This window comes from Flavobacterium araucananum, from assembly GCF_002222055.1.
GTDB classification, from domain to species: Bacteria; Bacteroidota; Bacteroidia; order Flavobacteriales; family Flavobacteriaceae; genus Flavobacterium; species Flavobacterium araucananum.
The window spans coordinates 160,251-185,997 of record NZ_MUGS01000014.1 but is presented as its reverse complement, the minus strand read 5'-3'; the positions used below and the strand labels follow the sequence as shown (position 1 = coordinate 185,997).

The window sequence follows — 25,747 nt, the reverse complement described above, 5'->3', positions numbered from 1 at the left end:
TTGAAGGAAGATGTAATTAATATTATAAATGATTTTGAAATTCTAAAAAGATACATTCTTAACTTTTTGCATCAAGTTTTACATACATTTAGTTATTAAATTTAGTTGTTTTAAACGTTTCGAGTAATAGCCTCATTCCTTTGTCGTTTTTAATTATTAAAACTAATATTATCAATTAAAAAAGATAATACGGGAATTTTAGATCCGCTAAATTTCTAATGGATATGAGTATCTAAGTTTAGAATGTTTTTTTTTAATTTTAATAGTTACAGCTTATTTTTACTTTGTATTTTTAATTTTTAGGGCATAAGTTGTTACTTCAGTGAAATTGATTTTAAATAGATATTTTTATATCCGTATTGAAATATACTTTAATTAAAAAATACAGCCAACTATAAGACATTTCGTTCAAATATTTAAAGTTGACTGTATGGTATTTTTTAAATTTTTATAAGTTTTCCAATTTCTTTATTTGTTCCTGAGCATTGCTGTTTTTTGGATTTAGCTGGAAAGCTATTTTATAATATTTAATAGCTTCTTTTTTATTTCCCAAACCGGCAAGCGTTTCTGCATAACTATCATTTGCGTTTGCGCTTTGCGGATAAAGATCAACATTAAGTTTAAAAATTTTCACTGCTTCGGTCTGTTCGCTTTCGCTCAATAATTTATAGCCATAATCATTTAATTCGTTTTCATTCAAAGTAAAATTAGCATCATTCTTTTTCAGATTTTCTGCAATTTTTATTCCATTGTTGTAGTTCTGTTTTATCAATTCTTTTCGAAGTTTTTTTAGAGAATTCGACCATCCAAATCCATTTGATTCCTTCATTTCGGGAATATAAAAACCAGCGATTTCATCTATGAAAAATTCAGGATTTGCACCTTGAAAATTCGTTAAAACAACGATAGAAAGATCATCTTTTGGATACACAAAAAATGCCGATCTCATGCCGCCAATGGGTCCAACAGCAGGATGTTCTTCTCTTGTAACTGTTGGCCAGCCAAGTGCGTAACCATTTACCAGTTTATTAAATCCGCGTGTGCGTCCGTTGTTTAAAACTGCAGGTTGCCACAGTAAGTCTAAACTTGATTTTTGTTTTAATAGTTTTCCGTTTTGCAAGGCTATAATCCATTGTGATATTTCTCCCGAAGTTGAAACTATTCCTGCACATGTTCTAAAGTATTCAGGAAATTTAAAATAGTTGTTTTTGATTTCATTAGTGGTAACCCATTTTCCGTTAACCACTTGCTGAGTTGTGTAAGCACCGGCCGCATTTGCAATTATATCATTAGAATCTCCAAAACGGGTTTGTGTCATTCCGGCAATTTTAAACTGGCGATCTTCAATAAATTTAGTAAAATGCATTCCACTTACTTTATTAATAATTCTGCCAATAATCACATAACCAGTCTGGTTGTAGCGAAAACGATCACCGGTCTTAAATTCCATTGGTAATGTTTTAACCTTTTCCCAAGAAGCATCTTCGGTATTGCCTAAGAAATTTTCTGTTGCGTCAATAATATTGGGAAGCCCGGAAATATTAGAAAACAATTGCTGAATCGTCAACGCTTTCCAGTCAGCTGCCAAATCATCTAAATATTTCGAAATAGGATCATTAATGTTTAATTTTCCTTCTTCCTGAAGCTGCATCACGGCAACACCTACAAATGCTTTTGTACAGGAATTTATAGCAAACATACTTTCGTTTGTAACATTTACAGAATTTTCGATACTTGCAAGTCCGTAATTGTTGCGTTTTATTATTTGTCCATTTTTAACGATGGCAAGCTGAAGTCCAGGTATATGAAGTTTTTCCATTTTATCCTTTAGAAAAAGATCGATGCTGTCTGTTTGTTGTTGCTTTTGCGAATAAGCGCTAAAACCTGTTATGCTTAATAAAAAAGATATTGCAAGATATTTAGAGAATAATTTTTTCATGATTTTTATTATTTTAATTATTTTTATAGAATTCATAAAGTCAGTTTTATTTATAAAATTTAAGATTCTGATTACATAGAATCCGGCAATCGGTCTGCCTCGTTTTTTTTGCGGTTGAAACGGTATATTACTGTTAGATTTACGTATCGTCCTTGCGATTTATATTCAGATAATAAATAGTATGAGGGAGTTGTGGTTTCTCTTTTTCTTATCTGAGAATCAAAAAGATTATTCACATTTAGCGTTACAGACATTTTATCATCCAGGAAATCTTTACTTAAACCCACGTTTGCATTATATTGAGCTTCGGTAAGCGTTTGAACGCCCTGACTTTTTCCACGATATCTAAAACTGAAATCTCCCGAAATAATTTTAGGAAACTTCAACACCGAACGAAAACTGGATATCCAGGTTTGATCTTCGACATTGTAAGCGATATTCTTGTAACTTCCTTCTTGTTTAAAGGTGTAATAATTAAAATCCATTGATAAACGCAGCCAATTTGTGGGATTATAAGTGGTAGAAACTTCGGCTCCATACCGATTTTCTGTTCCCAGATTTACAGGAGTATTGATAAAATAATTCTCATCAGTACGCTCTACGATATATTCAAAAAAATTCATTGTATGTTGATAGTAAACGGACGGATTGATACTGAATTTTCCCGGTTTTGCCAGAACTGTAAGCTCAAACGAATTGGTAAACATGGGGTCGAGATCCGGATTTCCTACGGTTAAATTTCGTAAATCTGAAAGTCCTGAAAACGGATTCAATTGCCAAAATCTTGGTCGGTTAATGCGTTTGCTGTAGCTTAATTGTACATCTGTTTTTGGTGTTAGATTGTAAACCAAATGAACTGTTGGAAATAAATTGATATAATTCTTCGAGTTATTAAAGGTGTTTTTCGTATCGGCAATTTGTATGTCTGATACTTCAGATCTTAGCCCCAATAAATAATTGAACTTCTTGATCTTGCCCGCAAACTGAAAATAAGCACTGTACAGATTTTCGTCATATTTTAGTTTATTCGTAAATTGATTTTGCAGCATATCATCAAGAATCGTATAATAATCGCTTCTTATGGCTCTCAAATCACTTCTAATTCCCATTTCTATTTTAGAATTTTCATTAATCGGATTTACAAAGTCTGATTTTATAAAAATATCATTGCTGCTCTCAATATCATTGGTATATAAATTAGAAACCGGCGATTGATCCGGATAAATTCGTTTTTGGTCAATATATTGATTTTCATCATCATTCCAGAAAACATATTGCAGGCTCGAAGTCCACTTTTTATCTTTTTTATCAAATGTTTTTACATAATTTAACTCTATAGCATTGTAAATCTGTGGTTCCACATATTTTTGAGATCTCGAAATTATACTATCAGTCTCATTGTTTACGTTTGAGTAGTTATAATTGTATTTGGTGTTTTCTCTGTTGGTATTTTTAGAGCGGTAATAACTTCCTGTCAGTGTATTTTTATCGTTTATATAATAATCTCCCCCAATGTAAATATTTGTGGTCGAATAGTTTCCTTTGTTGTCATCATACTGATTTAAAAAACTCGTAATTTCGTTATTTATGTTTCTCTGAAATTGTTTATTGTAACCATAAATATTCATTTCGCGATATCCCAAATTGGCAAAAAGGTTTATTTTTTCTGTTTTATAACTTACATTGGCATTGCTATTGTAATTTTCAGGATTTCCAATTCCAGCCTGGAGCGAACCATTAAAACCTTTCATACTATTTTTTTTCAAAACGATATTAATGATTCCGCCACCGCCTTGCGCTTCATAAGCCGCAGAAGGATTCGTGATGACTTCGATTTTCTCTATATTGGCAGACGAAATTTGAGACAAACCATTATTAGCGGTTAGCATCGAAGGTTTCCCATCAATTAAAACGGTTACGCTGTTATTTCCTCTAAGACTCACAACACCCGCAACGTCAACATTTACTGAGGGAACATTATTTAAAATGTCATTGGCAGATCCTCCGCGGGACAAAATATCTTTTCCCACATTAAATACTTTTTTATCCAGTTTTAATTCTACCGCTGATTTTTCGGCAATAACATTTACGGCTTCTAATTCGTTGATGTTTTCATCCAGAGAAATATTTTGAACTAAATCCTGATTCAGCTCAAATGTTTTGGTTATCTGAGTTTTATAAGCGATGAATTCGACTTTAAGCTGATAATTTCCTGAACTGCTTTTTAGGATATAATTTCCATTTTCATCAGATGAAACTTCTTTTGGTTTTTGAGAAGAAGAAACCAAGATAACAGTTACATAGGGCAAAGGCTGATTTGTTTTAGAATCGATAACTTTTCCTTTAAGAGTAAATTGGGTTGATTGTGCAAAAACAGAGAATCCGATAAGAAAGGTGATTAGCAATGTGAACTGTTTCATTTTTTGATTGTGTTTATAAATTTTGAGCAAAATTCTTTTTTTTTTACAATCAAAATTTACACACAGGGCATAAGGACTATTTTGAGCGATAAACAGTCAAATTGGGTATAAAAATGGTGTTTAGGAGTATTTTTTATGTGTTCGTATCCTTTTTTTCTTTGTTTGTCTACAGCTGTTTTGTCTTTAGAAATAAATAGTAACTTTGACCACATGACACCATTTGAGAAAATTATAAAATTCGCTACAGCCCACAGAATAACTACTCACGTTATTTTCTGGGTGTTTGTTTTTATTATGTTTTTTAGTAAAAATACTTCTTCAGACTCGGAAGGATTATGGATTGATGTATTGTACACAGTATATTATGAAATCTGTTCGATGATAGCAGCTTATTTTTTATCCTATAGAATCCTACCTCGCTTAATGACGCCGCAAAAACACAATTGGGTTTGGGCAGAACTTTTTTTGGGAACCTACATTATTTCTCTCGCTGCAAGAATAACGATGATTTATGGCATTGAACCTATTACCCGCACACCGCTAATACCTCAGGAATCTATACAAGAAATTCTCACAGATTTGCCAACTTTGTTTGTCGTCTATTCGCTGCATATACTTTCTTTATCAGTATTTTTTATTTTTATAAAACTCATAAAAGATCAGCACATCATTCAAAAAAGAGCTTTGGAACTGGAAAAACAAAAAGCTGAAACCGAATTGAAAATCTTAAAAGCCCAGTTAAATCCTCACTTTCTGTTTAATACGCTTAATAATATTTATTCGCTTTCGATTATAAATTCGCCAATTACCTCAAAATCAATTGCTGTTTTATCAGAGATATTAGATTGTATTTTATACAGATGCAACAGTACATGTGTTCCGGTTTCGCAGGAAATAACATTGATCGAAAATTATATCTCACTTGAAAAACTGCGCTACGATGAACGTTTAAGTGTGATTTTTAATCATGAAATCGATCAAAACGGATTAATTGCTCCGTTGATTTTACTTTCTTTGGTCGAAAATGCCTTTAAACATGGAGCAGGTGAGGATGTTGGGATTGCTCCAAAAATTGAAATTGATTTAAAATTGGTAAATGATAATTTTGAATTCAAGATTAGAAATACCATCAATAAAGAGTTTGAAGCAGAAAGCGGAAAAATTGGACTGAATAATATCATCCAGCAACTTGATAAAATTTATCCCGAACATTATACTTTTAATGTCACTAAAACCGATGATGATTTTACGGCAGAATTAAAAATAAATTTAGCACCAAAATATAACTTAGCCTAACTATTGATATGAAAATTAAGTGTTTATTAGTCGATGACGAGCCTTTGGCAATTAGTTTATTGCAAAATCATATTAGTAAATTAGACTATTTAGAAGTGGTGGCGACGTGTCCAAATGCCTTAAAAGCTGCCGAAGTTTTAAGAACAGCTGCTGTAGATTTAATGTTTCTGGATATTAAAATGCCACAAATTACCGGAATAGATTTTCTAAAGACATTGAGAAATCCGCCCGCAGTTATTTTTACAACCGCTTATCGCGAATATGCTCTGGAAAGCTATGAACTTGATATTGTAGATTATCTTTTGAAACCCATTACTTTTGATCGTTTTTTTAAGGCTACTGATCGCTATTTGCGAATTAGCCGTCCTATAAACAATAAGATCATTATGCCGGCGCAAGAGGATTTTATTTATATTAAAAATGGATCAAAGTTTAATAAAGTCAACATTGATTCTATTTTATATATTGAAAGCGTTAAGGATTATATTATTGTGCATCAAAAAGAAGGAATAAAACTAAACGCCAAATATAAAATTAGCGATATCGAAATGGAGTTGCAGGATAAAAACTTTCTAAGAATTCATCGCTCGTTTATTATCAATTTAAAAAATATTACAGCATTTACAGCTTATGATGTTGAAATTGGTAATCTAGAAATTCCAATTGGAGCAAGTTATAAAGAGTATGTTTTTAAAATGCTAAAGAACAATTGAATTTTTATTGACTGGGAAGCTTAATAGGGATTTATAGAAAAATTGGTCAGTCAAACTATATATAGATTAATAATTTTTTAGATAAAAAATGACGCCAATTGTCTTCAATTGGCACCATTTGGCGTTGTGACCCCGAGGGGACAAATTTCTATAAATTTTATGGAAGATTTGAAGAGATTGGCGTACTACTGGTAGGGCATGACTTTCAGTGGCTTGAGAAATTTGGTTTGGATGTCCTGTTGGGGATTGATGGAAAAATTCTTGTAGTTTAAATTATTTAATTGTCTTTTCATTTAGTTTTAATTGTAGTTCCTTTAACAGTAAATAAAATTAATTAAGTATAGTTTCGTCAAATAAAAATATTGGTAATAACCAAAAAAAACAGAAGCAAGGCGTAACTAAATAACTATTATATAGATTGATCTTTACAATTTTTTTTAACACGGCAATTTTTCAAGGAATAGTTCTTGGGGCAATTATTTTAAAATCACCACTATTTAAGAGCAATGCAAATAAATATTTAGCTTATGCAATATTTACACTTTCTCTTCTTATTGCTAATCTTGTTTTTGAAATAATAGATATTTACAGCATTGCACCGTTGCTACTATTTCTTGATGATATTGAATGGGCATTTCTCTTCCCTGTTTTTATCTTTATGTTTGTGATACATCAGGTAAATCATCCCATTAGAAATTCGAAAAAAATTAGATGGCTATTTGTACCTTTCATTTATTCAGCCTTGGCAAATATTATTTATGATTGTGAGGTTGTGGCGCATATTTTTAAAATCCCAAATGTTCTCAAAACAGGTATAGAAACTTTAAAAGACTTTGATTTTTTTATTATTCTGATATTTCTTCCTTTCATGGCTGTATATACTTTCAGTTTTATTAAGTTTTCAAAGGATAAGCAAGAAAGGAAATGGATAACTTTCTTGTGGTCTTTGGTTTTTACATTATTGCTTTCCTGGCTTATTGCAGTTCTCATAGCACTTTTTTTCGAATATGATCTTTCTTTTTGTATGCGGATTCTCGCCTTATTTGCTACATTTTTAATTCATTGTACAGCTTATTATGGGGTTTTTAGGTACAGATTGGCTGGTAATAAGCAAGGAGTAGAGGGATTATTAAGTAAAAGTGTTTCATTACTTTCTGACGAATTTCCTAAAGATATAATTCTTAAAAGAGAAACCGAAACGACTAATTTAGATTCATTTACAAAAGAAAACGTTTATTTTAAAAAACTGGAAACACTTTGTGAAGTCCATCAAATTTATAGGGACAGTACATTAAACAGGGAAAAAGTTGCAGAACAATTAGGCATAAGTGCAGGATATGTTTCTCAATTAATTAATGTGATTACAGGAGATAACTTCGCCAATTTTATAAATAATTACCGTGTAGAAGCCGTTAAGGAAATGATTCTTGATTCCGAGTTTGAAAATTACAGTCTTTTGGCAATAGGCTTAGAATCAGGTTTTACTTCAAAGACGACATTTTATGATGCTTTTAAAAAAGCAACTGGCATGACCCCAAACAGCTTTCGCAATATGAATAAATAAGTTCGGATTTCTCCATTTTTAAGGTATTCGGACTTTGCCATTTTTTATTTCATTTAGGTTTGCTCAAGATAATCAACTTAATCATCTCAACTTTATATGAAATTAAATCGACTCCTTTTTACTACTGCGATTTTGTCTGTGGTATCTGTTCAATCACAAACCATTCAAAAAAAGAACCAGCTGGAATTTTCAGTAGGAAATGATTTTGGTTTTTTAAAAAATCTTGAATTTGCACCAGTAGCAATGTATGAGTATGAAGGTCTGATTTATAAATTAGGCTATACTCGGACTAGTAAAAAACAAAACTTATTTGAAGTTAAACTGGACTATCTTAAAGCGGAATTAAAAACAGATTTATTATCCAACCTAAACACAGATTATTCTAAAATTGGAGTCGGTTTTTCCTATCTCAAACAAGTTTATAACAAAAATCAATTTGCTGTACAACTAGGTCTTCAATCGCAAACGACTACTTCTACTTATCTTAATGGTGATTATTCTCCGGCTCATAATGAGAATTATTTTACTTTTCATCAGGAGTTTGGAATCAAAGCCAGATTTAGCTATCAGTTGGATGACAAGCATTATTTATCAACAAAACTAACGCTTCCTGTAGTATTATTAAGAGCTAACAATGCCGATGGCAAATTTTATACTTTAGACCGTTATCAAAGTATTGTATGGGATTTAGAATATGGCTACAAGCTTTCTGATCATTTTGACGTAAAGGCAGCGTATAACTTTAATTACGCCCGACTCCAAGTGCCAAGTGCATATAGAGAATTGCAGCATCAAATAAATCTTGGTATTAACTATAAATTTTAATTATGAAAATTTTCAAATATACAGTTTACACTTTGCTATTCGCTATTGTTCTTTTACTGACTTCTTGTGTCGATACTCTAATGGGAGATGAAGGTAAACTCGACGAAGATATTTATTTAAATTATAAGACAAAAACAGTATTAGAGTTGCCTTTCGATGGCGAATGGTACATAGTAGCAGGAGGAAAATCGCTAGAAGAAAATCATCATTTTGCCCCAAATCGTCATCAGCGATACGCATTGGACATTGTTAGAGTAATCAACAAGAGAACAAATACGGGAGATGGAACCAAAAATGAAGATTATTACTGTTTTGGCCAACGATTAAATGCGCCTGGTGACGGAAAAATAATTGCTGTTGAAAACTCTATTGATGATAATGTTCCAGGAGTTAAAAACACTAAAAAAGTTTTAGGTAATTACATTATAATTGATCATTTGAATGGAGAATATTCTTTTATGCTTCATTTTAAAAAGAATTCTATAAAAGTGGCGGTAGGAGATAATGTAATCAGGGGCCAAGAGGTTGGTTTGGCTGGAAACAGCGGTAATTCTAATGGACCACATTTGCATTATCATTTGCAGACAACAGCATCTCTTTCAACAGGTATTGGGGTTCCTGTACAATTTATTAACTACTATGCCAACGATATTTTTACAGAAAGAGGTGAGCCCGTTACATCTCAAATAGTAAGAAAAAATTAAATAATAATATATCAATCTTTCCGAGTCTTGATAAATGATATAGAAATAATATTATTGAACCAAAAAAAGCCTGATTAATCTAGATTTATCAGGCTTTTACTTATTTTCGTATTGGGAAGCATTAAAATATCCAACCAATTTATGCTTGATTTCTATAAAGTTGCAATAAAAATTCGACTTTTTTTTAGATTGAATTATTGATTTTACAAACAGATAGTTATTTTATAAGTTTTATTAAAATCTATAGCCTGCACTTATTCCAAATTTTGCAACAATAGTATGGTCAGTCTTATTTGCATTGATTAATATACCGCCATAACCAACATTTGCTTCAATAAGAAATCCACTTTTACTGACCCATTTCCAGCCTCCGCCGGCACCGAGAGCAAAATTAATAACGTCGGGATTCTCGGTATATATTGAATGATCTTCTGAAGCGTACATTTTTTTGCCATCTGTTGAAGCCAGCATTGAAAATCCTTCAACAAACCAGCCTGATGCGTATTTTTTACCAAAATATCTTCTGTAATACGGAGATATTGAATAATTTAAATCTTTTTCATTTTTGGTATTATCAAATACATAATAAAAAGAAAGCCCTAAGGAGGAATTATGATTTAAATGTCTTTCGTAACTAACCTGAAAAGATTGCCATAAAGGAGCCAGTGCATTTATTTTAATTTCATTGTTTTTCTGATAAGGATCAGTTTCATTTTGAGCATTGACAGAATAAAAAGCAGACAAAATGATAAGTAATAAAATTTTTTTCATAAAAAGTGATTTGAATTATTTTGCTCCAAAATTCACTTAAGAAAAAATAGAAAAGGTTTCAAAAGCTCAAAAATGTATAAAATGGCACCTATTTACTGTTGTTTTTATATTCATTTGGTGTTTGACCGGTAATTTTTTTAAAAGCTTTATAAAAAGTTGTTTTTGAAGAAAAGCCAGATTCCAGTCCCATTGCCAACAAATTATAGTTTTCGTATTCAGAATTGGAGATCATTTCCTTTACAGCTGCAACCCGATATTGATTAATGTAATTGGCAAAATTATCCCCCGTTATCGTGTTTACAATTAGCGAAACATATCCCGCACTTATGCCTAATTGTTCTGCAACTTTTTCCCTGTTTAATTTACTGTCGGTATAAATGTGCTGTTCTTTAAAAAGAAGTTCCAGTTTTTGAAAATAAAGATTATCTGGCGTGATAGATTCCCTGTATTCTTCAACTCTTCGGTCTTCTGAGATTTGAGTATTACTATATGAAATAGTTAAATCCTGGTTTAGAAAATTATAGACAGCCTCTTTGTTTTTTGCAAGTTTGTATCTGTATATACCCATATAAGACGTCCAGTGAATTATGAATGTTGCAGCTAAAGCCAAAATGCTCATAGTGGCAGAAAGGTCAAATTCAATAAATAGGCTGGTTAGGTAGATAATAAGAAAAGCAAATATCGATGAAGAAATGATTGTTAGTAAGGTAATGATCCATTTTTTTTCCTGTGGGTCTTTTAAATGTCTTATCAAAAAATAAGAATAACAAAGAAGAAATGGAATAAATGTAACTGCTAGGATAAGATGAATTAGACCAAGTATTTTGAATATATAAATGCTTGACTCAGGAATAGTATAAATTCCTGCAACATGATCAAGATCACGGGCAATATTAAGGATGGCAGAAAAAGCAAATGGAGTGAAATATAAATAGATTTTTTGCTTGCTTTTTGCAATTTTATCAATCCGGTTTATAATAAACAGGAATAGAAATGGCGGTAATAGAAATATCCACTCGATGTTATCAATAAAGTGTAGAAAAGGATGGGCGGTAAGCACATCTTCAATCTCAAAAACATGATTTAGTAAAATAATTGAAAGTGCAAATAGTAAGTAGGCTAGATATTTATTTGAATTACTATTGAATATAGATGACTTTAAAATAATTAAGCCTAAGACGATTCCTTGAAAAATCGCAATATTTAAAAGTGTTGTATAAATCAATTTTTTTAAGATAAAAGTTATTTTTGGATTTGCTTTTGAATATTAAGGTATTTAGTTACTCTTCAAAACATAGCTAATTTCACACGAAATAGCAAAGCGAATTTATAGTAATGTAAATGATTTTCTTAACGGATTAAGAAATGATTAACTAAAGTTATTTATTAATTGTATAAAAAAAATTAAGGAATTATTTAAGATTTTGATTTGAGAAATAAACCAGTTTTCTGCGTCAGTTGAGTAACGAATAATAATTCAAGAAGGGGAGTCGGATGATGAGAAAAAAAAACAATTGTAAATATGAGTTGTATCTTGTTTTAGAGTGATTCTAAAAAAGAAAAAATGATTCAAAGTTACCTTATTTAATAGTGTAAACGAAAAAAAGGCGCCAATAATCTTCAATAGGCTCCTTTTGGCTGTGATGAGCCGTAAAGGAAATATTTCACACCATTTTATGGAGGATTTGAAGAGATTGTCTTGCTATAAGCAGGTGCTGTCTTTTATTGGCTGTAGAAATTTGGTTTAGATGTACTGTTGGGGATTGAAGCAAAAATGTATTTCGTTTTATATATGATTTTGCTATAAAATGTAATCTTATAATTTTACTTAACGTACTAAGAGACAGCCTTAACTTTTTGTGGCAAAAAAGGTATCAACTTCAAATTTTATTTTATTTAAATATTTGAATTAATGGAATACAAATATTTAAAAATTTGCTTGTCATTTTTAAACAATTTAGATGGTCGGAATGCTTTAGTACGGACGATCAATCGTATGGATTTTTCGGCACATCAGACCTAAATAAATTATATGTTATATATCACATATTAAATGGATAAATATCATTTTCTTGAACTTCCTTTTATTCTACTTTTATTGTTGTAGTAATTTCTTGTACATCAATTGCAAATGTCTTTTTGCGATTTATAATTCCAGAGTTTCGTAGTTCTAGATAATTTTTGGAGGGAACTGAAATTCTTCAGAGATAGCATTTATAAATATTTAATAAAAGGGAAAATTTAATGAATAAACAGATGAAAACAAAGTTCAGCATGCTGATTGTCATGGTCACACTGTTATATTGCTGCCAACAAAAGGATTGGACAGGTTCTAATGACAATGGTGTTGACACAGATTCATCTGAAACTTCAGAAGTCAGTAATAGGATGGTTAGAAAGTGGTTCTTATTAAATAGGGAATCAGATAGTATAATGGATTCGGCGAAGCTCACTATAGAGCAGCAGCGAAAGGAAGTGGAATCTCATCCGCCAGATGAGCGCGAGTATATTAATTCATCTATTAGGAAAGCTCAACAGCATCTTGATCAATTGAAGAAAAAAGTAAAATATATTAGAGGGTTTGCAATTCATATTGAAAAATATGATCCAGCTCTACAGTATACAATTGACTCATTAAAAGAAGACTATCTTCAGGAGAAATATAAGTTAGAAGATGCATTAAAAGATTTCTGATAATATATAATCATGTAATAAAGTTAAAAAGCAACAGTTGATGACTACTGTTACTATTTGCTATATTTATTTAATAACAAAAGCCCTATTACTATAGGGCTTTTGTTATTAAATATGATTTTATACTCTATTTATATTTAATATTGATGCTAATAATATCCGAAGTCATATTTGTCGTTCTGGTATAATGACCGTAACGAATCTCCAATGTATTCCAGTGTTTAAGACCAAATATTCCGTTAAGGGGCGTGAATTTCATTCCCATCCCAAAGAAACTACTATCGAACTTAGACAAATCATAGTTGCTGGTGTAATATTCGTCCGCTGCTGTATGTTCACCATACGGTTTAAAATACTTCGTTCCCGTTTGAGTATAATACCTGTAAAACGGACTTATCGAAAAGGCCTGAGTTAATTTTACAGGAATTTCAAGATCGGCAGTATGTGCTTTGAGGCTCCAGTCATCAGTATAATATCTGTAATAAGCACGAATAATTACGTTATCTCCAAGGAAATAACTGGCCCTGATTCCCAGTGGAATTTTGAGTCTTGTATCCGGCATTTTTTCCTGATGCACTGAACCATCTGCGAAATAAACCCTGTGAAAAGGAAGACTTAAATAACCGTTTTGACTAATCACATCACCTACAAGCATCACCTGCAGATTTTTATTTACAACCTGAGAATAACTTAAAGTTCCTGCAAAAGTATTTCGGTTGGCGCTGCCATAACCTTCGCCTCCAGAAGTACGAAGTTCAACAGGTTCAATTAATTTTAACTGATCGATAAAGGTTTGAAATTTAGCTGTAAATTCTCCATTGCGGTCTCTCGTTTTTTGCGAGAAGCTGATATTGCCTCCAAAAGACTGGTAATCAAATTCAGTTGATGATGAAACGCCAATACCCAATGTTCTTCCTTTTTCTTCGTTTTCTCTCAGATAAGTTAAAGAAGGGTAGAAGCGGTTATCAGAAGATGATGCAGATGAATTGGCGCTCAGATCAATCATATCTGATGATGCCGAGGTATAATGATCAATACCAGCTTCAATATCAAAAGTATGCTTGATTCCGGTCTGGCCGTATTTTACCAATTTTACATCGATGGTATTGGCAATATCGGTAAGATGTTCAGAACCAATTCCGCCTGTAACGGCAGAATTGTCTCCGTTTTGCTTATAATAACTGGAAACCAGATTTACTTCTTCCAGTTTTAATTTTTTACTTTTATAACTGGTAGAATCTGTAGGAACATTTTGTGCTCTTGTTTGAAATAATGCCAGTAAGGCAAATCCTGTAATGAATATTCTTTTCATTTTTTAATGGTATGAAAATTAGTTACAACCACAGCCGCCGCCGCTTTTTCCTGAATTTGCTCCGGAAGCTCCTTCTCGGTAGGATTGAAAACTAAGTTCTGTTTTTTCGATTTTTCTGTTAGAAAGTACCATTTCAGAATCGTTGATTTTCCCTTTCTGGTATTCTTTTACCGATGTGCAGGAGGTGAGTAGAATGCCCGTAAAAGCAATGCTGCAGAATAGTACGAGCGCTTTTTGTTTTGGCTTTTTCATTTCAGGTTAATGTTTTTTGAAGTGTAAATTTTGTTGTTGTCGTCGATTATTATACAATATAGATCTGCTATCTGATCTATTAAAAACAAGCCTGCTTTAATGCCCATAACCGCTATTGGTGTTGCCATTGCATCTGCAAATTCTGCGTTTCCGCTAATAATGGTCACACTTTTAATTCCGGTTATAGGCAATCCTGTTTTTGGGTCAATGGTATGTGAATATTTTTTGCCGTTAATGGTTGCGAACTTTTCATAATTCCCGGATGTTGCCACCGCTTTATTGGATATTTCCATATAAGAAAATGCTGCATTTGGAGCATCAGGATCTGCTACGCCAATGGTCCATTTTTTTCCATCAGGCTGTAATCCCCAGGCAGAGAGATCTCCGCTGGCATTAATAATGCCGCTTTGAACATTATGTTTTATCAGAACTTGTTTTGCCATCTCGGCGGCATATCCTTTTCCGATTCCGCCAAAACCAATTCGCATTCCTTTTTCTTTTAAAAATACGGTTGTGTTTTCCTTGTCGAGAATTATGTTTCTATAATCAATAAGGTGTACCATTTTGAGGGCTGTTTCGGCATCTGGTAACTGGGTCATTGTCTTGTCAAAATTCCATAGACTTTTATTGATACTTCCGTATGAAATATCAAAAGCCCCTTGTGTAATTCTTGAAATTCCAATACATCTTTCGATAAGATTAAAAACTTCAGGATCTACTTTAACCGCTTTAATTCCTGCATTTTCATTAATCAGATTGGTCTGGCTGTCGTCTTTATACGTAGTCAAAAGTCTTTCGATGCGTCTTATTTCTTCAATAGCAAGATTAATATTCTCCTTTCCTGTTTTCTCATTTTCGGCAACAACCGTAATGGTAAAGTTATTTCCCATGAGTTTAAGGGACTCGGAATACTTCTGTTTTTTCAGTATGTTACTTTTTGCTGTCACAGATCGCTTTTATTTCGGCAGTCCATTCTTCGGGAGTAGTTTCTGGTTTTCCGTGCCAGGTTTTGATTACTTTACCATCAGCATCAAGAAGCAGGGTTAGGGGGAAACTTCCTTCTTTATTGTAAATCTCGGCTAAATCCTCGTTTCGCTTTATTTGCTGGGGAGTTCCAATGTTTTTCTTCTTTCTTGGAAAATCAGCATTAACGAGTACCAGATTTTCATTTGCCATTTGGGTGAATGTTTGACTTTCAAGATAGTCTCTGCGTGTTACGATACAAGGGCCGCACCAGTCTGAACCGGAGAAGTTCAACAGAATTAATTCGTGCTTTTCCTTTGCCACTTTTTTGGCATTAGTAAAGTCAGGTTCCCAGTTGATGGGAAGCACTGTCATTAAAAGGAATAATGTAATTAGTTTCATTTTACGGATTTGTTTTTAGGTATATACGAAATAACGAATTGTTGGGTATCTTATTTTTTTTGCTTTCTTAAGATTCGATTAAATTTTAAATCAAAAAAACTATTTTCTAAGCAGTCTGGACACCAAAAATATAGCCCACCAATGCCGAGGCTGCCATGGCAAAGGTGCCCCAGATACAGATACGCAATACTGCTTTAAAAGTATGTGAACCTCCTGCTTTAGCGGCAAGTATTCCCGATAATGCCAAAAAGAGTATGGAGAAACCATACTGATAAAATACCATTTCTTTGATAGGGGCAAAAATAGCCACCAAAAGCGGCAATAAACCTCCAATGATAAAGGATACTGCCGATGCAAAAGCTGCAGTTAAAGGATTGGCCTGTGTGATTTCATTAATTCCCAGTTCGTCCCGCGCATGGGCTTCAAGGGCATCATGAGCCGTTAATTCGACAGCAACCTGCCTGGCCAGTTCTTTATTTAAACCTCTTTGAATGTAAATATCGGTGAGTTCTTCCAGTTCTTCTTCGGGCAAGGTATCGAGTGCATTTTTTTCTCTTTTTAAATCAGCTGTTTCAACATCAGCTTGGGAACTTACCGATACATATTCGCCTGCCGCCATGGAAAGCGCACCGGCAACTAAACCTGCTACTGCCGCAAGCAAAATAGGTTCTCTGGTTACACTCGCCGCCGCAACACCAATCGCTAAACTGGTGGTCGATAAAATTCCGTCGTTTGCACCCAGGACAGCTGCCCTGAGCCATCCGCTTCTGTTAATATAATGAACTTCAGTCTCCATAATTCTAATTTATTTTAGTTTAACCCAGTCCGGACTTTTAGAGATTTTTTCAGTACCTCCAAAATTAGTTTTTAGAAACTGTCTTATTTGTAATGCTGTTTTGTTTTGTGCAGCACTTTTCCAGTCATTCATATCATAGATATGAATCTGCTTTGCATTTGTGTTTGTAACAAATGAAATTCGGGATATTGAATCCTTATATTTCTTAATCTCATTTAACATTTCGCGATCAGGCAATACAACAAGTATGGTTTGCCAATCAAGAAAATTCTTAGGAATATCCTCACGGTCTTTAAATCCTAAAAATTTGAAAAAGGCTATTATCTTTTGGTCGTTAAGTTTGTTAATACCTAAATCTATTTCTTCCAGTATAGAATGAAGCTTTGCCTCATTGAGAATTACACCCATATTAAAAATGTTTGTTTTTTTATAAAATTAAATTAACCTACTATAAAACAATGTGTTAAAACCCGTAGAATGATTCTGAATTTTATAATACTATTTTAGGTCCGTAAATATTTAATGAAATAATCAGTTAGAAATTATCTAATTTCAGAATGTCTGATTTCTCCGCCTGTAGTTCCTGTTTGCTGACCAAAGTATAAAACTGCCAGAGAGTACACCAGTATAGCCAATGCAATATAATTAGCATACAATTTCTTTTTCCAATTGCTCCATAAAGCAACTATCGAACTTATGCCCAATACATAGGATAGTAAAGCAAATACCTCTGCTTTTTCTTCATGTTCATGGATTAAACTTTTAGAGATTCCGTCAATTTGTTTTACCACGTGCTCGGCGCCTTCGCCTGTTGCTATTGCTGCAAATGCTGTAATTGCTCCCAGTATAAAAATACAGTAAGCTGTTCTTTTTACAATTTCAGATTTTACTATAAATCCACCTATGAGAACTAGTAAACCCACAATAGGTATAATAATAGGCAAGTGGTTCAATATTAAGTGATAATGCGCTCCGTTCATAATGTTTTGTTTAAAGTATTAATTTTCTATTCTTCTTTGTTCTCCATTTCATCCGGGCAATGCGTTGGCTGAGCCCGATGCTGTTCCTCTCGGCATTGCTCTTGATAGACCAGTCGCGGCAATTGTAAAAAGCCCTGCGATGAGTTTATTGCTTAGGGAAAACGCAATTATTTTAACAAGCATAAGCTTTTTGTTAATCGTCGCTTTAAAAAATAAGCAATAGCAAAAACATGCGCCATTAGACGTGAGAGTTTTAAGCCGATAAAAAACGATTAACAGTCTCTGGGCGGCTGCCAGACAGAGGAAAGGGAAATGGAAGAATAGGCAAAAGAATACGTATATGAATTTTGTTTTTTATACGTAAAATTTACTTTTTGTATGGGTTTGTATTCTTGTATCAACGGATAAAATACAACAGAACTGATATTGGTGTGCGATTTAAAAGGGAGTTTCATATCCTTAGCATAATCGGCATCAAATACATCTGGTCCCTGATAATGAATGCACAAAAATTGAAGAACAGTTAAATTAGGATTTTGCTCTTTATGTTCCACATAATGTTCTACCATTACAGGCAGCTTTATAAGCTCTACCAATTGCGTTACGGACAAAAGGTAGACCGATAAAAATAATATGGAAAGATGTTTTTTCACAATTCAAATATAGCTAATATCTTGTAATATTTTCAGGTAACTACTTGTTTAGAAATGTTGTAAATAGTTAAGTCCTGCCAAAATACTTTTAAGTTTTACCTGCACAAAGATAAAAGGCTGTTTAAAAACAAAGAACAATAAAGGTATCAATGGAAGTTTATTCCTACTCACTAGAATGATTCTAAATGTTAAATTTGATTGTTTTTTTTACTTCAATTCACACTAAATTAGCCATTGCATAAAAGCAACTGTTAAAAAAAACTCCTTATTTTTTTATTTATCAGCTATTACAAGATTACATGCCCATTTGTATAGCATTACCAATAAACTTATCCTGTAGTAATTTAATTAGAAATATTATCCATGTATACTATAAATACGCAGCTGGCCTATTTTAAATACAACTTAGATTCTAAAAAGTTAATTGTAAATATTAAATGGTTTAAACTTGATAAGTTTAGCAGTTTAAATTTGCAAGCGCTTTCTTTTAATAAATCAGATCTTGAATTATTTAAGAGTTTTATAGATAAAAACCAACATAACTTTCCCGGTTCTTATTTTGTTGAACAAACCGCAAAAGAAGGATTTGATATGTTAATCAATAATGAATTATCTCAAAGTGCATTACCCTATTATCTTATTTTATCCAAAAATCCAAAGTTGAATTTGGGCAATTCGATTTATCAGGCTGAAATGATAATCTTGATGGATGAAAATTATGAATTCCCTGTTAATTATACTTTAGATTTTGACGTAATAGGAAAAATTGAAGTTTACAAACAGGTGAAAGAAGAGAAAATAAATTAAATCAAAATTTAGGTATTTGGATGCACTTTTCCAGTACCCAAGTATAGTATTGGCAGTTGATTTTGATTTATGACAGTCATTTTCTTTTTTTTTAAAGCCTGGCATACTAAGTGCAGTGTGAGCTTCTTCAATGGCGTTTTGCGTTGCTGCTCTTGAATAAAAAACCAACGGTATACTTTTTTTTCTAAGAACGGGATCAGCATCTATAAGCCGTTTTAATTCCAGTCCATTGATAATTGGCATGTTCATACCGCAAAAAATAATCAGCATTTTTATTGCTGGAAGATAAGTATCAAAGTGCTTCTGCTTTGTTAATTTTCCAAATGATTTTGCTCGTATTGCCAAGAGATACAATTACATCTTGTAAAATCTGCTTGTCATCTGATCATCTTCTACAATTAGAATATTACCGTTTCTCATTTTATTAATTTTAAGGGTATCTAAATGTATAGAGTTTTTTCTATATCCATAATTAGAGACCAAATGTTTAGAGTTGGGTCAGCAATTGTAATATTGTTTTTTTATGGATATTAAGTATTTATTTTTTAGGAGCTCTTCCCGCTATACGCTTCAATCTTTTGTGTCCGCCGCGGCGGACACAAAAGGATTTTCACTTCTATCGGGGCTATGGCTGCCCAAGAGCCCTGTTTTGTCTTAGAGAACTGCGCATTCAAACCCAACTGTTGTACTAATCAATACTCAATTTTCGTTTTTTTTTAATAGACATGCCACAATTCTTTCACAAAAATAAATAGGTTTTGCGGCTGCAGAAGCAGAAAATAGATAAAGAACCTAAACACAGGAACTTAACTTTTGTGACAAAAAGGGTATCAGCTAAATAATGATTCCAGCACATAATTACCTTGATGTTTCAATCATAATTGCTAATTTAAACTTAGTCATCTCAATATTATAATTTTGTTATCACTTTAATATATTAAATGTTTCTTATCACTTTTTGCATTGACAGAAATCATTTTTTCATGGTACTATTTGTCTCAATTTTGCTTAGTGATATAGTGATTATTATACTTTTAAAAATAAGTATATTAAAGCTTAATCCTGTAAAAATACTAATAAAAATCTAATGAAAAAAAGTAATGATATTTTACGCAAAGAAGTCATGGAAGCTATAAAATGGGAGCCTGTTTTACAATCTAGTAAGATACAGGTTAGTGTGCAGGATGGGATTGTTACTCTGGCAGGAACTGTCGAGAATTATAATCAAAAAAAGGAAGCTGAACACGCTATTAAGGATATATCAGGGGTTAAGACCATTATAGATGATGTAATGGTAGATCTTTCTTATTCGGCAATTAGAAATGACAAAGAGATTGCCAATTCAGTTATAAAAGCATTAAAGGAAAAATGGGTTATACCTAATCACACATTAAAAGTTACAGTCAAGGAAGGATGGGTTACCCTTGAGGGTGTTTTGCATTGGAATTTCCAAAGAAAGACCGCAGATAATGCTATTCGTTATCTGGAAGGTGTACGAGGAGTTATTGATAAAATAGTGATTGAGGCTGAAATAAAAAATCAACTGGAAAAGGAGATTGTAGAGAAAGCCCTTAAGCGAAGCTGGATACTTGATATCGGTAATATTAAAGTCAGAGTTGATGGCAACACGATATTTCTAAGTGGTATTGTCAGTTCAATTTTTCAGAAGGAAGAAGCAGAAAGGATTGCCTGGAATACAAAGGGAGTATGGCAAGTTGATAATGAACTATTTGTAGAGCTTGACTGATGTGAAATAGAATGATATTTTAATGTTTAGATAATAATAAATTCCTCAGCGTTTATTAAAGTGTGCATTTATAGAATTGAACAGCTGATTCAGGAACCTTTAAGATAAAAGTCGGTCATTTACATAATAATGAAATCTATATCGGTACAGGCAATGGACTATCAATTGAATAAAAAATGGCAGAAAATCACAAGGGAACTATTTTCTCTAAAACCGACGAAAATATTGAAGCAGAATTTAATGCCATATTACCAATTTAGAGATTTTTGTCCGATAATAGAAGTAATTATAATAGAGCGTTAAACCAAATAGCGTGATGAAAAAAACAGCTCAAAAAACACATCGTGCACTTCTCTCATTTTTGGGACTTACCGCTATGATTGGTGGCGGCGCATTAATTATTTCGCCATCAGGAAAACTTCTTGGAGGATTGCCGTTATCTATTTTAGAAAATTCACCATTTGCTGATTTTCTGATTCCAGGGATTATTCTATTTTTCGTATTGGGCTTTTTGCCACTTCTGATTGTAGTGGCTTTAGTCAAGCGACCTTTCATCCCGTTTGCGGAACATTTCAATTTTTTTAAAGACATGTATTGGGCCTGGACCTATAGTATTTATATCGCTTTGGTTCTCATTATTTGGATACAGACAGAAACCTTCTTTGTACAGGGTGTTGGCTGGTTGCAAATGTTTTATATGCTGTATGCCATTGCGATGATTATTGTTGCGCTACTGCCAGAAATAAGAAATAGCTATGCAAAAAACTTCTCCTTGCCGCCTAACGAAAACAGCAAAAAATGAAACTCTTACTTATTATTGGAGCAGTACTGCTGGTGATACTTCTGGGAAAAATAACGATGTCTTTAAAATTCAAAAAACAGGTGAAGACATTATATGCAAATGCATTGAATGTATCTGATAAAAGGTATAACCCGGGTCAATTAATTGGCCTGCCTAAACCAGTACAGCGCTATTTTAAATATGTATTGAAAGATACAATGCCGTATATAGTTTCAGTTAGATTAAAACATAAGGGTGTGTTTAAAACGAGCTTAAAAAGTGGGTTCATCAATATTAGGGGCGAACAATATTTTTCTGTTCAAAAACCACAATTTATATGGAAAGGCTCAACGCTGATCTTTACAGCAAGAGACAGCTTGATTGCCGACAAGGGAAATTTAAAAGTTTCATTATTCAATATTTTTACAGTGGTTGATGGCAAAGGCACAGGAATTAACGAAGGCGAGATGCAGCGCTGGCTGGCCGAAAGCGTTTGGTTTCCAACAAATTTGCTTCCTTCAGAAAATATAACATGGATCGCCATAGATGAAAATTCTGCGAAATTATCATTTCGCTACAAAGAAATTTCATTTGATTTTATCGTTATATTTAACGCTGTAGGCGAAATTGTTACGATGGAAACCCTGCGGTTCATGACCGGTCAGAAAAGAGAACCATGGCTCTGCAGAATGACAAATTACAAAGATATCAATGGGGTAAAAATCCCTTTTTCAGCAGAAGCAGTCTGGAAATTGAAAACAGGAGATTTTAGTTATGCAAAGTTTAAAGTCACAGCAGTACAATACAACCAAAACATTCCTAAAAGGATATTATGATTCAATAATTACAGAATACCATAAAACAATGTTCAAACATCAGGGAAACAAAAGAAACTTAAGGCACAATCTAAAAATAGCCTCTTTATTATCGTTTGTGGCCGGACTGGTGAATGTCGCTGGTTTTCTGGGAGTTCAAAAACTGACTACCAATGTTACGGGACATTTTGCTTTTTTTGTAGATGAGATTTTCAAACTCAATTTCAAACAGGGATTTGTATACTTTTTATATATTTTTTTCTTTTTCCTGGGCTCTTTTTTCTCCAGTCTGCTTGTAGAGTTTCTCCTTAGAAGAAATGAAAAATACAGTTATGTAATTCCAACAGCAATCGAAAGCGCTATTTTATTTGGTATCGCAGTTTTTGGCGGCAATTTAATTATACATAATCCTGATTTTATAGCCTATACGTTACTCTTTGCAATGGGGCTTCAAAATTCTTTAGTTACAAAAATTTCCAACGCCGCAGTGAGGACAACACACTTAACAGGGCTTTTTACAGATCTTGGAATTGAATTATCACAACTGCTTTTTTATCAGGAGGAACTTTTTCGAAAAAAACTCTTTATATCGATAAAATTGCGAATGACCATTATTAGTTTTTTCTTTTTTGGTGGTATTATAGGCGGGATATTTTATTCGAATATGGGATTACACGTTTTACTCATTGGTGTTGTCGCTTTGCTTTTAGGTCTCCTATATGACAGGATCAGATTTAATGCTGTTTTACTCGAAAGGAAGTACAGGCATCTGATACAATTTAAAGGCAAGTAACTCAGGCTTTGAATTCCTTAAAATTTCGTTTCCATAATTTTACCATTTCATACCAGATAACCGATAGAAAACCTACTCCAATTGCCATACACAGCGAAAGGAGATCAAGACGTTCAAATGCAAAGAATATTGCAAATGGTTTGATGTAAAGCAGCATTGCGGTAATGAAAATGGTAATACTTATAATTAATGGAACTAAATTATTTTTGTAACGCAAAGTGGTAAAAATGCAATAATAAAAAGAGCGGTTCATTAATGTCAAAAAGATATTAGCGGTTACCAGTACAATAAAAACCATAGTTCGGGTATGCTGCTCGTCATAACCGTTATAGACAGCGTATTGATAAGTAAATAATGTACCAATAGTGATTACCAATCCCTGAATAATACTGGTAGAGAGTTCCTTCCAGTTAAAAAATGTCGAAGTGAAAGGTCTTGGCTGCTGTGCCATGGTATTTTTTTCCATGGGTTCATTCTCATAGACAATAGAGCAGGTAGGACCCATCACCAATTCTAAAAAGATGATATGAACAGGGGAGAATATATTAGGATATCGCCAGCCAAGTGCCAGTGGAATAAAAACAGTAAATATGATGGGAATATGGATTGAAATAATAAACTGAATTGATTTTTTGATGTTGGCATAAATCTTTCTTCCCATGGCTATGGCGTGCACCATTTTTGAGAGATCATCATTGACCAGAATAAGTGAAGCTGCCTGCTTGGCAATTTCAGTTCCTTTTTTGCCCATTGCAATTCCGATATGAGCCGCTTTTAACGCCGGTCCATCATTTACTCCATCACCGGTCATGGCAACAATTTCCTTATTTGATTTCAGGGCATTGATGATTTTGAGTTTAGCCTCGGGAAACATTCGGGTAAATAAAGTAGTATCCCTGACACATTTTTTGAGTTCTTTTTTGTTAAGTTTCATCAGCTCATCTCCGGAGATGCTTTTTTCATATCCCTTAAAACCGATTTGCTCAGCTATAGATGAAGTAGTCAGGGCATTGTCACCGGTTATAATTTTTACATTAATTCCGGCTTTGTAAAAATGCTGTAAAACGAGTTTGATATTCTTTTTCGGGGGATCATAAAAGGCCAGCAGTCCAATGAATTCAAATTTAAATTCCTGTTGTGTTTTAGGGTAATGCTCAGAAGTCTGATGCGTTTCGCCCACTGCCAGAACTCGGTAACCGTCCTGGGATAATTGCTGAATTGCTTTTAGAATTATTTTTTTCTGGTCTGCAGTAAGTTCAGACACTTCCATTAAGGCTTCTGCACCTCCTTTAGCGGCAATAATATTAGTACCCGATTTATTTTCAAAAACGTGCGTCATCATGGGGGGCTTTCCTGACAAGGGATATTCATGCACCAATTCGAAATCAGGTCTCTGATCTTTTTCATTAATCTCTGCATAGGTTTCATGAAGAGCGATTTCCATCGGGTCAAAAGCTATGGGTTCGCTTGCCCACATGGACAGGGTAATTAACTTTTTTTCATCCTCAGATAAAGTGCCCTCTAAATCTGTAATTTTCCCTGATTGTAACGAAAAAATCTTAGCCAGACTCATCTTGTTTTCGGTAATGGTGCCTGTCTTGTCAATACAAATCACAGTGGCACTGCCTAATGTTTCTACAGTTTTCATTTGTTTGACAATAATCCCTTCTTTCATCATCCGCCAGGCGCCAATGGCCATAAAGGTGGTAAAAGCGATCGGAATTTCTTCAGGAAGGATGCTCATAGCCAGGGTAAGGGCTTTTAGCAGACTGTCGAATACCTTAAAGGAATGAAAGTAGTTGATTCCCCAAACAATCAAAAAAACGATGGCTCCTGCAATAGCCATTTTTTTTACGAAATTACCAATCTGAATCTCCAGAGGTGTTTTTTCTTCTTTTATTCCCTCAAGGCTTTTGCCTATTTTACCCAGTTTGGTTTCACTTCCAATGGCAGTGACCGCTGCAATGGCGAGTCCGCCAGAGACTGTTGTGCCTTGATAAATGCCATTGTCTTTGGCTTCTTTGTCTTTATTGACCGCCATGGATTCTCCGGTAAGGATCGATTCATTAACAGAAAAGTCATTGGAATTTAAGATGACTCCATCGGCAGCAATTAAAACGCCTTCTTCAACCAGAAGACTGTCACCAATGACAATCTCTTCTGTTTTTATTTCTACAGAATCGCCATTTCTTATGACTTTGCATTTGGGTTTGGTAAAATTTTTCAACTGCTCCAAAGCATTTCTGCTCCTCGCATTCTGGTAAGATGAAATAGCCGCAATCAAAACAATTGCTGAGGCTAAAAAGAAACCATCAGCCGTTTTTCCACTGATAAAATAAATACTTGATGCTACGAACAAAAGAATCATCATCGGTTCCTTGATCATTCGGATCATTGCAGCGATATAACGGTTTGTTTTTTTATACGAAGATACGTTTTGGCCGTATTTTTTCCTGGCCGCAAGTACTTGTGCAGTGGTTAAACCAGCTGTATTGAATTTGTTTGTAGTCATTATTTAAC

General features: G+C 33.4%; 25 protein-coding genes. 12 read left to right on the top strand and 13 right to left on the bottom strand.

The window, feature by feature from the left end; all coding sequences use genetic code 11:
• Positions 1–448: 448 nt before the first annotated feature.
• On the bottom strand, positions 449–1,939 hold the full coding sequence (locus B0A64_RS09490) for a serine hydrolase (protein WP_089479377.1): 1,491 nt from the start codon (positions 1,937–1,939) through the stop codon (positions 449–451).
• Positions 1,940–2,010: 71 nt separating this feature from the next.
• A complete protein-coding gene (locus B0A64_RS09485) occupies positions 2,011–4,359 on the bottom strand; it encodes a TonB-dependent receptor domain-containing protein (protein ID WP_089479265.1) in 2,349 nt (782 codons plus the stop codon).
• Positions 4,360–4,536: 177 nt separating this feature from the next.
• Between B0A64_RS09485 and B0A64_RS09480 the strand changes: the two genes are divergently transcribed.
• The 6 genes from B0A64_RS09480 to B0A64_RS09460 all read left to right on the top strand — a co-directional run bounded on the left by B0A64_RS09480 (position 4,537) and on the right by B0A64_RS09460 (position 9,461).
• A complete protein-coding gene (locus B0A64_RS09480; protein WP_165769787.1) occupies positions 4,537–5,655 on the top strand; it encodes a sensor histidine kinase in 1,119 nt (372 codons plus the stop codon).
• 8 nt (positions 5,656–5,663) lie between these two features.
• Positions 5,664–6,368 (top strand): LytR/AlgR family response regulator transcription factor, encoded by a 705-nt coding sequence (locus tag B0A64_RS09475; RefSeq protein ID WP_089479263.1) that lies wholly within the window; start codon positions 5,664–5,666, stop codon positions 6,366–6,368.
• A gap of 98 nt (positions 6,369–6,466) precedes the next feature.
• Complete coding sequence (locus B0A64_RS25125) at positions 6,467–6,640, top strand: hypothetical protein (protein ID WP_165769786.1); 174 nt, start codon at positions 6,467–6,469, stop codon at positions 6,638–6,640.
• Positions 6,641–6,786: 146 nt separating this feature from the next.
• Positions 6,787–7,932 (top strand): helix-turn-helix domain-containing protein, encoded by a 1,146-nt coding sequence (locus B0A64_RS09470; RefSeq protein ID WP_089479262.1) that lies wholly within the window; start codon positions 6,787–6,789, stop codon positions 7,930–7,932.
• 96 nt (positions 7,933–8,028) lie between these two features.
• Complete coding sequence (locus tag B0A64_RS09465) at positions 8,029–8,757, top strand: hypothetical protein (protein WP_089479261.1); 729 nt, start codon at positions 8,029–8,031, stop codon at positions 8,755–8,757.
• A gap of 2 nt (positions 8,758–8,759) precedes the next feature.
• Complete coding sequence (locus B0A64_RS09460) at positions 8,760–9,461, top strand: M23 family metallopeptidase (protein ID WP_089479260.1); 702 nt, start codon at positions 8,760–8,762, stop codon at positions 9,459–9,461.
• A 234-nt stretch (positions 9,462–9,695) separates the two neighbouring features.
• On the opposite strand, the gene B0A64_RS09455 is transcribed toward B0A64_RS09460, so the two are convergent.
• Positions 9,696–10,232, bottom strand: a complete 537-nt coding sequence (locus B0A64_RS09455) for a DUF3575 domain-containing protein (protein ID WP_089479259.1) — start codon at positions 10,230–10,232, stop codon at positions 9,696–9,698.
• A gap of 88 nt (positions 10,233–10,320) precedes the next feature.
• The gene (locus tag B0A64_RS09450) at positions 10,321–11,457 is read right to left on the bottom strand and encodes a helix-turn-helix domain-containing protein (RefSeq protein ID WP_089479258.1); all 1,137 of its coding nucleotides are present in this window, start codon (positions 11,455–11,457) and stop codon (positions 10,321–10,323) included.
• A gap of 1,031 nt (positions 11,458–12,488) precedes the next feature.
• Between B0A64_RS09450 and B0A64_RS09445 the strand changes: the two genes are divergently transcribed.
• A complete protein-coding gene (locus B0A64_RS09445; RefSeq protein WP_123875898.1) occupies positions 12,489–12,926 on the top strand; it encodes a hypothetical protein in 438 nt (145 codons plus the stop codon).
• A gap of 127 nt (positions 12,927–13,053) precedes the next feature.
• Here B0A64_RS09445 and B0A64_RS09440 read toward each other — a convergent pair whose 3' ends face one another.
• From B0A64_RS09440 to B0A64_RS09405, 8 genes are all read right to left on the bottom strand, one after another.
• Entirely contained in the window at positions 13,054–14,238 is a 1,185-nt protein-coding gene (locus tag B0A64_RS09440) for a DUF3570 domain-containing protein (protein WP_089479256.1), read from the bottom strand.
• A gap of 18 nt (positions 14,239–14,256) precedes the next feature.
• On the bottom strand, positions 14,257–14,490 hold the full coding sequence (locus B0A64_RS09435) for a DUF4266 domain-containing protein (RefSeq protein WP_072965097.1): 234 nt from the start codon (positions 14,488–14,490) through the stop codon (positions 14,257–14,259).
• The gene (locus B0A64_RS09430) at positions 14,487–15,380 is read right to left on the bottom strand and encodes an FAD:protein FMN transferase (RefSeq protein ID WP_089479255.1); all 894 of its coding nucleotides are present in this window, start codon (positions 15,378–15,380) and stop codon (positions 14,487–14,489) included. Before B0A64_RS09430 ends, B0A64_RS09435 begins: the two co-directional genes overlap by 4 nt.
• 40 nt (positions 15,381–15,420) lie before the next feature.
• Positions 15,421–15,855, bottom strand: coding sequence for a thioredoxin family protein (locus B0A64_RS09425; protein WP_089479254.1), 435 nt, complete (start codon positions 15,853–15,855; stop codon positions 15,421–15,423).
• Positions 15,856–15,961: 106 nt separating this feature from the next.
• On the bottom strand, positions 15,962–16,651 hold the full coding sequence (locus B0A64_RS09420) for a VIT1/CCC1 transporter family protein (RefSeq protein ID WP_089479253.1): 690 nt from the start codon (positions 16,649–16,651) through the stop codon (positions 15,962–15,964).
• A gap of 9 nt (positions 16,652–16,660) precedes the next feature.
• Entirely contained in the window at positions 16,661–17,059 is a 399-nt protein-coding gene (locus B0A64_RS09415; protein ID WP_089479252.1) for a hypothetical protein, read from the bottom strand.
• Positions 17,060–17,193: 134 nt separating this feature from the next.
• Positions 17,194–17,631 carry a hypothetical protein gene (locus tag B0A64_RS09410; RefSeq protein WP_089479251.1) on the bottom strand — a complete coding sequence of 146 codons (438 nt, stop codon included), beginning with the start codon at positions 17,629–17,631 and terminating at the stop codon, positions 17,194–17,196.
• A gap of 272 nt (positions 17,632–17,903) precedes the next feature.
• Positions 17,904–18,284 carry a hypothetical protein gene (locus B0A64_RS09405; RefSeq protein ID WP_123875897.1) on the bottom strand — a complete coding sequence of 127 codons (381 nt, stop codon included), beginning with the start codon at positions 18,282–18,284 and terminating at the stop codon, positions 17,904–17,906.
• Positions 18,285–18,647: 363 nt separating this feature from the next.
• On the opposite strand from B0A64_RS09405, the gene B0A64_RS09400 reads away from it, so the two are divergent.
• The 5 genes from B0A64_RS09400 (at position 18,648) to B0A64_RS09375 (ending at position 23,227) form a co-directional block, all read left to right on the top strand.
• Positions 18,648–19,091 carry a hypothetical protein gene (locus B0A64_RS09400; protein WP_089479249.1) on the top strand — a complete coding sequence of 148 codons (444 nt, stop codon included), beginning with the start codon at positions 18,648–18,650 and terminating at the stop codon, positions 19,089–19,091.
• Positions 19,092–20,178: 1,087 nt separating this feature from the next.
• Complete coding sequence (locus B0A64_RS09390; protein ID WP_089479247.1) at positions 20,179–20,838, top strand: BON domain-containing protein; 660 nt, start codon at positions 20,179–20,181, stop codon at positions 20,836–20,838.
• 316 nt (positions 20,839–21,154) lie between these two features.
• Positions 21,155–21,640: a hypothetical protein gene (locus B0A64_RS09385; protein WP_208863528.1), complete on the top strand. Its 486-nt coding sequence runs from the start codon at positions 21,155–21,157 to the stop codon at positions 21,638–21,640.
• Positions 21,637–22,455: a DUF6544 family protein gene (locus tag B0A64_RS09380; RefSeq protein ID WP_089479245.1), complete on the top strand. Its 819-nt coding sequence runs from the start codon at positions 21,637–21,639 to the stop codon at positions 22,453–22,455. Before B0A64_RS09385 ends, B0A64_RS09380 begins: the two co-directional genes overlap by 4 nt.
• A complete protein-coding gene (locus tag B0A64_RS09375) occupies positions 22,394–23,227 on the top strand; it encodes a YoaK family protein (RefSeq protein ID WP_317044997.1) in 834 nt (277 codons plus the stop codon). The genes B0A64_RS09380 and B0A64_RS09375 overlap by 62 nt, the downstream gene beginning before the upstream one ends.
• Position 23,228: 1 nt before the next feature.
• Here the strand turns inward: B0A64_RS09375 and B0A64_RS09370 are convergent, their stop codons facing one another.
• Positions 23,229–25,739 carry a cation-translocating P-type ATPase gene (locus tag B0A64_RS09370; RefSeq protein ID WP_089479244.1) on the bottom strand — a complete coding sequence of 837 codons (2,511 nt, stop codon included), beginning with the start codon at positions 25,737–25,739 and terminating at the stop codon, positions 23,229–23,231.
• Positions 25,740–25,747 lie beyond the last annotated feature (8 nt).